Source organism: Paenibacillus forsythiae T98 (genome assembly GCF_000520735.1).
Lineage (GTDB): Bacteria > Bacillota > Bacilli > Paenibacillales > Paenibacillaceae > Paenibacillus_AQ > Paenibacillus_AQ forsythiae.
The window spans coordinates 1-10,307 of record NZ_ASSC01000161.1 but is presented as its reverse complement, the minus strand read 5'-3'; the positions used below and the strand labels follow the sequence as shown (position 1 = coordinate 10,307).

Here is a 10,307-nt window from a genome sequence, read left to right as displayed (position 1 = left end):
CTTGAAGCCGTGCTCGGCAGCCATCCGCATGACATCAGCGGCGGTGAGCAGCAGAAGGCGGCGCTGGCTATGGTGCTGCTGCTGCGGCCCGATATTCTGCTGCTGGATGAACCGACGAAAGGGCTGGACCCCGCCGCCAAGGAGCATTTGGCAGAGCTGCTAAGAGCGCTTGCGGATTCCGGCAAAAGCGTAACGTTCGTTACGCATGACGTTGAATTTGCGGCCCGGCACGCTTCCCGCTGCGCCATGCTGTTTGACGGAAGCATGGCGGCGGAAGGGCCGCCGGGGACTTTTTTCGGCGCGAATTATTTCTATACAACAGCCGTTAACCGGATGGTACGCGACCGGCTGCCGCAAGCATTAACGATTGAGGATGTGATCGAACAGTGGCACGAATCCGTATCCCGCTCCTGATCGCGCTGGGCCTGTTTCTGGGCGTGCTGGCGCTGTCCTCCGCGCTTAAGGACCGTCACTATCTGCTGCTGAGCCTGGCGCTGCTCTGCGCCGCGCTGCTTCCGCTGTTTCTCAGGCTGGAGCGCCGCAAGCTGGAGCCCCGCGAGCTGGTCCTGCTGGCCGTTCTTGCCGCCGTTGCCGCTGTCAGCCGCATTCCGTTCGCCGCTCTGCCGAGCGTCAAGCCGGTATCGGCCATTGTGATTTTGTCGGCCTATGTCTTCGGGGCGGAGGCGGGCTTTCTGATCGGGGCGGTTGCCGCCCTTGTCTCGAATCTGTATTTCGGCCAGGGGCCGTGGACGCCGTGGCAAATGTTCGCCTGGGGGATGACCGGGCTTACTGCGGGCTGGCTCCGGAACACACGCTGGATGAGAACCAGACCCGGGCTGCTGCTGTTCGGGTTTGTGTGGGGCTTTGTATTCGGCTGGATCATGAATATCTGGCATCTGATCGGTCTGCCGGACGCATTCAGTCTGGGACTCGTGGCGACCGTATACTCAACCAGCTTCTATTTCGATTTGGCGCATGCGTTGTCCAACGTCGTCTTTCTGTCCATTTTGGCCGGAGGCTGGATCCAGGTGCTTGAACGTTTTCGCAAAAAATACGGGCTGCTGCGTTAAAGAATGGCGGACGTATCCATGGCATGCCGGCGGATCATTGATCCGCACGGCTTTTTTTGTCAGAAAATGTTGTCTATTTTCATTTCAAATTATTTATTTATAGGGAGGTTCTGCCGATAAACAATTGTATATGTAAAAAGTCACCCGGAGAGCGAGGATAGCAATGAAGAATTTGAAAATGAGGCAAAAAATGGCGCTGCTTTTGCTCATCGTCCTGTTTGCGCTAATCAGCGTGGGAGCAGTAGGGATCATTACCGGACAGCAAATGGCAGACCGCACTGAAGAAATGTACAAGAAGAATCTGCTGCCTGTTATGTGGTCCGCCCAAATCCGGATCAATAACGGCCTGATCGAAACTGGTGTTCTGGAACTTATGATGACGACGAGCAGCGCAAGCAATGTGAATCTGGTCAAGGATATCGAAATGAAGAGAGCGAATAACGATGCCATGACGAAGAAGCTGCTTGAAATTCCTTTTAGCTCAACTGAAGCTTTGAAGAAGCTAAATGAATACGAATCACTGCTTGCGGAGTACAGGGGGCAGCGGGAACGGATTATTGATCTGGCAAAGGCCAACCGTAATGCGGAGGCTTATGCCCTCTTCTCGGGCAATTTCAGTACGCTGCGCAGCAAGATGGTCAATCTGCTCGGCAATGCGGGCACCCTTCTTCAACAGGATGCGGAGAAGCAGTACGAGGAAGCGATGGACAACGCCAGAGGGATACGCGGTCTGAGTATTACACTGATTACTGTCTTTACCCTTCTTTCCTTGCTTGCCTCTTTAGGCATCATTCGTACGATCACCAAGCCTTTGCGTGAGCTGCGGATGACGATGGAGAAGGCGGAGCAGGGAGATTTGACGGCTATGGCGGAGTACACCTCCAGGGACGAAATCGGACAGATCAGCCGCTCGTTTAATGGCATGCTGCTGAGCCTCCGAAGTATGCTGCAGAGCGTGTCGGAGAGCGCGGAGACCCTGTCGGCTTCTTCCGAGCAAATGACCGCCAGCGCCGAGCAGACCTCGCTGGCTTCCACCCTGATTGCTTCCACCGCGACGGATCTTGCCACAGGGTTCGAAACACAGGTGTACAGCATAGCCGAGACGAACGCCTCCATCCAGGCGATGGCGGAGGATATCTCGTCGGTAGAGAGCGGGAGCCAGCAAATGTCGGCGCTGATGGCGAAAGCGGCGGATTCTGCCGATCACGGGGCGGAGAAGGTCACCCGCATTACGGAGCATATGACGCAGATCAGCGCCAATGTGACCGAGACGCAGAAGATCATCGCTTCATTGGCTGAATTGTCCCGGGAAATCAGCGATATCATTACAACGATTAACGGAATTGCCGGGCAGACGAACCTGTTGTCTCTCAACGCTTCCATTGAAGCGGCCAGAGCCGGGGAGGTCGGACGGGGCTTTGCCGTCGTAGCGGGAGAGATCCGGAAGCTGTCCGAAGAGACGGCCAAGAGCTCGGATCATATTACCGGCATCATTACGAAGATTCAGCAGCAGACCGGGGAAGCCGTGGAATCCATGGCTCAGGGAGCCAGGCTCGCGACTGAGGGCGTGTCCGGCAGCGGCGAAATTTCCGAGGCATTTTCCGAAATCGTCGCTTCCATCCAGGATGCTATCCGGCAGACCCAAACGATTAGTAACTCTGTAGGGCATGTGTCCCAGGAATGCGGGGATTTGGTCGCCGTTATGGAAATGGTGAACGAAATTTCGCAAAAGGGCGGGGCGGGCGTCGAGGATGTCAGCGCGTCCAGCCAGGAGCAAATGTCGGCGATGGAAGAGATGTCGAGCTCAGCCAACTATCTGGCTTCGCTTGCGGAGCAGCTGCAGAAGAATCTTGCCGGATTCAAGCTGTAAGCTGGCTGCTTGCAGGCTGAAAATGAAAGAGGCGGCGATCAGGTCCTGTACGGGCCTGGTCGCCGCCTTTTCTCTATCTGCGATTTCTTGCCATGTCCATCCCCTGGCTTAATGCGTAAAGGCGCCCCGGCCGCAGCAGCGGCCAAGGGCGCCTTGACTGAAAAGCATAATTATTTGTACCAGCCCCACACGAAGATGAAGAGCGTGCCGAAGATGGTGACAAGTCCGACGAACAGCGCGTAGGCGATGTTGATGTACAGCTCTTTTTTCGTATCGGCCGATTCCCCGATGTGCATGAACAGGAACAGCTGCAGGGAAGCCTGAATCAGAGCGGTAACGACCAGAATAGCTATATTCGCGGCGGGAGAGAAATCTCCGTAAATGACAGCCAGCGCGGCGGCGGAAAGGACCAGCGAGGCAATATAGCCTATTACATGGCGAACGGGAAACAATTGCTTCAACATGTCACATCAGTCCTTTCAGGTAGACGAAGCTGAAGATGAAGATCCAGACAACGTCCAGGAAATGCCAGTACAGCGAGAAGATGAACGATTTGTTGGCCGTGGCCGGGTTGATTCCTCTCCGCATGAGCTGGATCATAATCGCCGCGCCCCACAGGAGACCGAAGGTAACGTGGGCGCCGTGGGTGCCGAGCAGTACGAACAGACTGGACAGGAACGCGCTGGTCTGAAGCGTCGCGCCTTCATGCACATAAGTTACAAACTCCGCAATTTCGATGCCGAGGAAGCCAAGGCCCATCAGCAGCGTAAGGCCGAAGAAGACCAGCATCGCTCTTTTGTATTGATGACGCATCGCGTGAACGGCCAGGCCGATCGTAAAGGAACTGGTGAGCAGCAGGAACGTCTCGATCAGCACCGGGCCGATCTCGAACAGCTCGCTTCCGCTCGGACCGCCCGCAAAACGGTTCACCAGAACGAAGAATACGGTAAAGAGCGTGGCGAACAGTACGATTTCCGCTCCCAGGAAGACCCAGAAGCCGAAGATGCGGTTATTATTCTCCTGTGTCGCGTACTCCAGCGGTTTGGAGGTATCTACTTTCATACCGTTCCACCCCCCAGTTTCTTTTCTGTCTCGATGACTTTATCCGCCGAAATATAGAAGCCGCTGTCGCGGTCAAAGGACATCGCCGCCAGCACGATCAGGACGCCGATGCCGGCTGCAATCGCCGGAATCCACATGCTGAATACCAGGAAGAACCCGAGGAAGAAGAAGACGACGCCAAGGACAAAGGGCTTGCCTGTATTGCTCGGCATATGGATCTTCGTGATCTTGTCCTCAAACAGCGGCTGCTTGTCGTGCTTCATGGCCCAGAAAGCATCAAGCGATTTGACGTTCGGAACAACCGCGAAATTGTATTCCGGAATCGGGCTGTGGGTCGCCCATTCCAGCGTGCGGGCATCCCACGGATCGCCGGTCTTGTCGCGCGGCATATAGCGTGTGCTCCAGTAAATGTTATATACCAGAATGGCGAAGCCGATCGCAAGTCCAAGGGCGCCGGCGAACGAGATCATATTGAGCGGGCCGAAGCCCGTTTCCGCGGAATAGGTATACATCCGGCGCGTCATGCCTTTGAGCCCGAGAATGAACAGCGGGAAGAAAGCTACGTTAAAGGAGATAATAATCCACCAGAAGGCATGCTTTCCGATACGTTCATTCAGGCGGAAGCCGAACACCTTCGGGAACCAGTAGTGGAAGCCCGCGATAACGGCGAACACGGCGCCCGGAATCAGAACGTAGTGGAAATGCGCCACCAGGAACATCGTATTATGATACATATAATCCGCGCTGGCCATAGCCAGCATAACGCCGGTAACGCCGCCGATCGTAAAGATCGGAATAAAGGCCAAAGAGTACAGCATCGGCGTGGTGAAGCTGATCCGGCCTTTGCGCAGGGTGAACAGCCAGTTGAAGATCTTGACCCCGGTCGGCACGGCAATGGCCATGGTCGAAATCGAGAAGAAGCTGTTGACCATGACGCCTTGACCCATCGTATAGAAGTGATGCGCCCATACGACGAAGGACAGCAGGGAGATGATCAGCATACTGGCGACCATGGAGGTGTAGCCGTACAGATTCTTCTTGGAAAAGGTCGCGATAATCTCACTGTAAATACCGAAGGCCGGCAAAATAACGATATATACCTCCGGATGGCCCCATACCCAGAACAGGTTGGCCCAGAGCATATCCATGCCTCCGTTGGCCATGGTGAAGAACTGGGAGCCGAACAGGCGGTCGAACATCATCAGCGCCAGCGCCACGGTCAGAACCGGGAAGGCGAAGACGATAATGACGTTCGTAATTAGCACGGACCAGGTGAACATCGGCATGCGCATGAGCTTCATGCCCGGCGCGCGCATCTTCAGAATGGTCACGATAAAGTTGACGCCCGTAATCAGCGTGCCGATACCGGAAATTTGCAGCGCCAGCGAATAGTAATTGTTGCCGACGGTCGGGCTGAACTCCAGACTCGCCAGCGGGAAGTAGGCCGACCAGCCGGCATCGGGCGATCCGCCGATGACGAACGAGATATTCAGCAGCATGGCTCCGAAGAAGAAGAGCCAGAAGCTGACCGCGTTAAGACGCGGGAAAGCGACGTCGCGCGCGCCGATTTGCAGCGGCACGACGACGTTCATAAGGCCGATGATAAACGGCATGGCCATGAACAGAATCATAATCAGGCCGTGGGTCGTAAAGACCTCATTGTAATGCTGCGCGTCGAGAAATTTCATTTCCGGCGCGGCGGTTTGCAGACGCATCATCAGCGCGTCGATGCCACCGCGGAAGAGCATGAGCAGGGCGGCCAGAATGTACATGACGCCGATCCGTTTGTGATCGACGGTTGTCAGCCATTCGCGCCACAGCCAGCCCCATTTTTTAAAAACGGTTAAACCGACTACAATCCCGATCGACGCCAGGGCAATGCTGATCATTGCCCCGTAGATCAGGGGTTCGCCGTGAACCTTGAATTTTTCCAGATCAAAATTCATTGGGAGGACTCCTTTCAGGTTGCTCGAGGTAAGTCTGGAATCAGTTGCTATGGTTCGTATGTTCATCATTACTCATTTCCATATTGCTGTGCTCCATATCCATATGCTCGCTGTGTTCTCCCGGAGGAGGGCTGAACGTCAGATGGGTGGACGAGAATGTCTCGCGTCCGACATGGGCTGTCTCCAGCAGCGCTTTGAACTTGTCTTCCGTAAGCGGGGAAGCGGTGCTCTTGACGTCATTCACCCACTTGTCATAGTCGTCGCTGCTCATCGAGGTTGCCGTGAACTCCATTTGAGCATAGCCCTTGCCGCTGAAGTTCGTATTTCTTCCGAGAAAATCTGCCTGGGTCTCCGCAACGAGATTCAGGTACGTGGTCATATCGCTCATCGCGTACTTTTGTCCGGCGAGCTGCGGAATCCAGAAGCTGGTAATCGGTCCGAAGGAGTACAATCTGAACTCAACCGGACGATTCACGGGGAAGTTCACATAGTTTACCGTTTCAATGCCTTCCTCCGGATAACTGAAATGCCATTTCCAGTTGGAGGACGAAGCGTAAATGACCAGCGGCTTCTGGTCTTTGTAGTCTGCCGGAACGTTCTCCACCGCATTCGTCGTCTTCACGGTTACGACCGACAGGAATGCGACAATAATGATCGGAATGGCGATCCAGGTGGCTTCCAGCCATTTATTTCCTTCTTCATGCGGAGGAATGTACCCTTCATTGCTTTTTTTTGCGCGGTACTTCACAAGCATGATAATGTAGAGAATGTAGACCACGGCCAGGACGCCGAGCATCACAAGAATGGACAGGATGATCGTGTCCGACAGCGTTTTTGCCGCCGGCCCCTTCGGATTCAGAACGGTGAGCGAACCGCATCCGGGGAGCAGCAGGAAAAGGCTGAAAAACATAGCGTATAACGGCCCTTTTTTGTTCATGATGAACTCCTTTCCTTTAATACTGGTTTCATTAACCGGATAACATTAACCTCTATCTATATTAAAAATTCCTTAAAGGGAATGCAAAATACACAATCTAGCTTTTAAACCATATAAATCCTATATAGTGGCGATTTCTTTAAATTTATGTGTAAAAATTGTTACAAAAAGCTATAAGATATGATAAAAATCACTGCCGCTGCGCAGTTTTATGGCTATCATATAATGTTCAAACTTTGTTCATGATTTCACTATTGTTGCTAAGTTTGTCACAATTATAATCGCTGTCCGCGCCGCTTTTTCTTCGCAAGTAACAACTTTTTTTCCTAATGGTTACATTATCTCCAATTCGCCTCTTTCGATTTATGCTATCTTTAACAGGGAAGAGAGAGTGTTCAAGTTATATAGAATAGGAGACTTGTGGCCTTGTCGATCAAAAAAATGTTGCTATGCGCTATTGTATTCATCCTTGCTGCGGGCTTAGTACCGGGAGTGCTCGCCGCCGAGAGCGGCGAAATGAAGTTGGGGGTCAATGACCGCGTTACGGATATCCGCGCCGTGTCCGTGGAGTATACCTTTTATGTGCCGGTGCGCGTGCTTGCGGAGGAATTGCGGCTCAATCTTGGGGGAACGCCGGAGGATTTGCTCCTTTCAGGTGAAACCGGAAGTCTCCGGATTTTGAAAAAGGGTAAAATGATTGCGGGAGACGGAACGGAATGGAGTCTGACTGCCTTTAATCGCGGCGGCAGGCTGATGGTTCCATTGAGAATCGTTACGCTGTTCGGGTATTCCGTGTCCTATAATCCGGGTAAGTATTTGCTGAGGATTACGGACGGGAATCAGACGCTGGATGACAATGCTTTTGCCGAGAAATTCAAGGACAAGCTGAAGCCTGAGGAGCCGCCTCTCCCGGCTGCGCCCCAATCCGCCAAGCCTGCTCCGAATCCGGCCAAGCCAGGCCCATCCGGGAAAATCGTCTATCTGACCTTTGACGACGGACCGTCCGCTACGACCGGAAGACTGCTCGATATACTGGACAAGCATGGCGCGAAGGCGACTTTCTTCATGCTGGGACCGAACATCGAGCGTTATCCGGGCGTGGTGAAGCGCATGGCCAAATCGGGGCATGGCCTCGGCCTGCATGGCGTAACGCATGTGAAGAGCAAATTTTACGCTTCTCCGGCGGCGGCGCTGAAAGAAATGAACCAGGACAACGCCGATCTTAAAGCGGTCACCGGGCGCTCCACCAAGCTGATCCGCACGCCGTATGGCAGCAAGCCGTATTTTACGAAAGCTTATAGAGATAAAGTGCTTGGGGGCGGGTACCGCCTCTGGGACTGGAACGTGGATTCCCTGGACTGGAAATATAAAAGCGCGAGCGATTTGATCTATAACAATGTGGTGAGCCAGGTGAACAAGATGGACAAGCATGGCGTCAGACCCATCATCCTGATGCATGACCAGAAGGCGACGCTCCAGGTGCTGCCCCGTATTTTAAATTATCTCCACAAAAAAGGCTATCAATACGAAATCATCACATCCGATCTTCAGCCGGTAAATTTCTGGCATGACGCGCGGTGATCCAAAGCAGGCTCCCATCTGGAATTACAACTTAAAAAAAGCGTCCCGAAGAACCTTTCCTGGGTTCTGGTGGGACGCTTTCTTTATTCACCGAACAGATAGTGGACCAGCATATCAACCAGTTCCGCTTTAAGGCGGTCAGCCGGAACGCCTCCGCCGGAGAAGACGATGCGGTCCACGACGCTGCTGACCGATTCGAAGACAACAACGGCGGCGGCTTCCAGGTCAGAGACACACAGATCATGCTCGCTCAGCTTCATAAACTCCAGTGTTTTGCGCCGACCGGCGTCGTATTGGCTATCCAGCATTTCTCTAATCGTTTCATCGGCCAGCCGCATGGCGGAAAGCTCCCGGTGATAGCTGATGTATGGCGTATGGGATTGGATTAGGCTCTCGATCATATGCGAGATGACCATGCGTTTGTCCGACTGCTTGGCGCTCAGCTGCGCCACTGTGGCGTCAACATGGGCCTGCATCGCTTCGCTGTGAATTTGGAGCACATCCAGGAACACGTCGCGCTTGTCCGTGAAATAGGAATAAAAGCTCCCGGTCGAAACCCCTGCGGCTGCAGCGATCTGCTTGGTGTTCGTTCGGTGGTACCCTTTTTCGGAAAAGAGCCTGGCTGCGGCCTGAACAATTGCATCCCTTGTCTTGATGCTCCGGTCCTGCCGGGGCTTTCTTGTCTTGTCCGCTGTTTGTTCTTCCGTTTCGTTCACGCGCTAACCCCCCCTTATTCAAGATTGTAAGGAAGCCGGAATCGAGTGTCAAACCAAAGGTGAACTTTGGTTCAATTTCTCGTTGACAAAACTGAACTAAAGTTCATATAATTTTGAATGCGAACCAAAGTTCATATTTTTGAGGGAGAGGGTTTAGCGAATGAACGAAAAAATGAAAAGGGTGTTTGCGTTTACAGCCATCGTGCTGGGATTCTTTATGGCGCTGCTGGATACGACGATCGTCAACATCGCCCTGCCGGAGATGACCAGGCATTTCGGGGGCGGGGTCTCGGAAATTTCCTGGGTAATGAACGGCTATAATCTGGCCTTTGCCGTCTTTATTCTGACCGCTTCCCGGCTTGCGGACCAGTTCGGACGCAGGAAGGTGTTTCTCATCGGCATTGCCTTGTTCACTCTCTCGTCGCTGCTTGCCGGATTTGCGCCGAGTCTCGGGGCATTGATCGCACTGCGGGTCATACAGGGCCTGGCGGGCGCGATCATTGTGCCGCTGACGATTCCGCTGACGACCTCGACGTTTCCGAAGGAGCTGCATGGTGCGATTATCGGGATATGGGGAGCCGTCTCGGGTCTGGCCGCAGCCAGCGGGCCTGCGCTCGGGGGAGTGTTGACGGAGAAGCTGAACTGGCAGTGGATCTTCTTTGTCAATGTGCCGCTTGGCGTGCTGAGTCTAATTCTGACGCTGATGTTCATTGGAGAATCGAAGGATGCCTCCGCTGGGCGGAGAGTGGATGCAGCGGGCACAATGTTCATCACCGGGAGCATGTTCTGCTTTGTATACGGTCTGATCCGGGTTGATGATTGGGGCTGGACCTCTTCCGCCATTCTGCTGCTCTTCGCGGCCGGTCTGCTGCTTCTGCTTCTCTTTCTGTATGCGGAGCGCAAAGGAGCGGAACCAATGCTTCCGCTGGAGCTGTTTAAGATCAAGGTCTTTAACGGAGCGGCGCTGACCCTGCTGATTGTCGGAGCGGGACTGATGAATATTTCGCTGCTGACCTCCTTTTTTCTGACGCGAATCATGGGCATGACCGATTTGAAGGCGGGACTGATTCTGTCGATGATGGCCGTCGGCGCGACATTGACCTCGGCCATTTCCGGACCGCTGTC

General features: G+C 53.8%; 10 protein-coding genes. 5 read left to right on the top strand and 5 right to left on the bottom strand.

What is annotated here, in order from left to right:
• From L692_RS0106115 to L692_RS0106105, 3 genes are all read left to right on the top strand, one after another.
• Window positions 1–414: AAA family ATPase (locus tag L692_RS0106115; protein ID WP_025698141.1), on the top strand; the 414-nt coding region annotated here is incomplete at its 5' end.
• The gene (locus L692_RS0106110; protein WP_025698140.1) at window positions 387–1,070 is read left to right on the top strand and encodes an ECF transporter S component; all 684 of its coding nucleotides are present in this window, start codon (window positions 387–389) and stop codon (window positions 1,068–1,070) included. The genes L692_RS0106115 and L692_RS0106110, both read left to right, overlap by 28 nt.
• 163 nt (window positions 1,071–1,233) lie before the next feature.
• Entirely contained in the window at window positions 1,234–2,940 is a 1,707-nt protein-coding gene (locus L692_RS0106105) for a methyl-accepting chemotaxis protein (protein ID WP_025698139.1), read from the top strand.
• A gap of 170 nt (window positions 2,941–3,110) precedes the next feature.
• On the opposite strand, the gene qoxD is transcribed toward L692_RS0106105, so the two are convergent.
• From qoxD to qoxA, 4 genes are read right to left on the bottom strand one after another with little or no spacing between them, the layout of a single operon-like run.
• The gene (qoxD, locus tag L692_RS0106100; RefSeq protein WP_025698138.1) at window positions 3,111–3,404 is read right to left on the bottom strand and encodes a cytochrome aa3 quinol oxidase subunit IV; all 294 of its coding nucleotides are present in this window, start codon (window positions 3,402–3,404) and stop codon (window positions 3,111–3,113) included.
• Between the two features lies 1 nt (window position 3,405).
• Window positions 3,406–4,002, bottom strand: a complete 597-nt coding sequence (gene qoxC / locus L692_RS0106095; protein ID WP_025698137.1) for a cytochrome aa3 quinol oxidase subunit III — start codon at window positions 4,000–4,002, stop codon at window positions 3,406–3,408.
• Window positions 3,999–5,948, bottom strand: coding sequence for a cytochrome aa3 quinol oxidase subunit I (gene qoxB / locus L692_RS0106090; protein ID WP_025698136.1), 1,950 nt, complete (start codon window positions 5,946–5,948; stop codon window positions 3,999–4,001). The genes qoxC and qoxB overlap by 4 nt, the downstream gene beginning before the upstream one ends.
• 40 nt (window positions 5,949–5,988) lie before the next feature.
• The gene (gene qoxA, locus L692_RS0106085) at window positions 5,989–6,885 is read right to left on the bottom strand and encodes a cytochrome aa3 quinol oxidase subunit II (protein ID WP_025698135.1); all 897 of its coding nucleotides are present in this window, start codon (window positions 6,883–6,885) and stop codon (window positions 5,989–5,991) included.
• 426 nt (window positions 6,886–7,311) lie between these two features.
• On the opposite strand from qoxA, the gene L692_RS0106080 reads away from it, so the two are divergent.
• Window positions 7,312–8,466 (top strand): polysaccharide deacetylase, encoded by a 1,155-nt coding sequence (locus L692_RS0106080; RefSeq protein ID WP_025698133.1) that lies wholly within the window; start codon window positions 7,312–7,314, stop codon window positions 8,464–8,466.
• Window positions 8,467–8,549: 83 nt separating this feature from the next.
• On the opposite strand, the gene L692_RS0106075 is transcribed toward L692_RS0106080, so the two are convergent.
• Window positions 8,550–9,182, bottom strand: coding sequence for a TetR/AcrR family transcriptional regulator (locus L692_RS0106075; RefSeq protein WP_025698132.1), 633 nt, complete (start codon window positions 9,180–9,182; stop codon window positions 8,550–8,552).
• A 160-nt stretch (window positions 9,183–9,342) separates the two neighbouring features.
• Between L692_RS0106075 and L692_RS0106070 the strand changes: the two genes are divergently transcribed.
• The coding region (locus L692_RS0106070) for an MFS transporter (protein WP_025698131.1) at window positions 9,343–10,307 on the top strand (965 nt) is incomplete at its 3' end.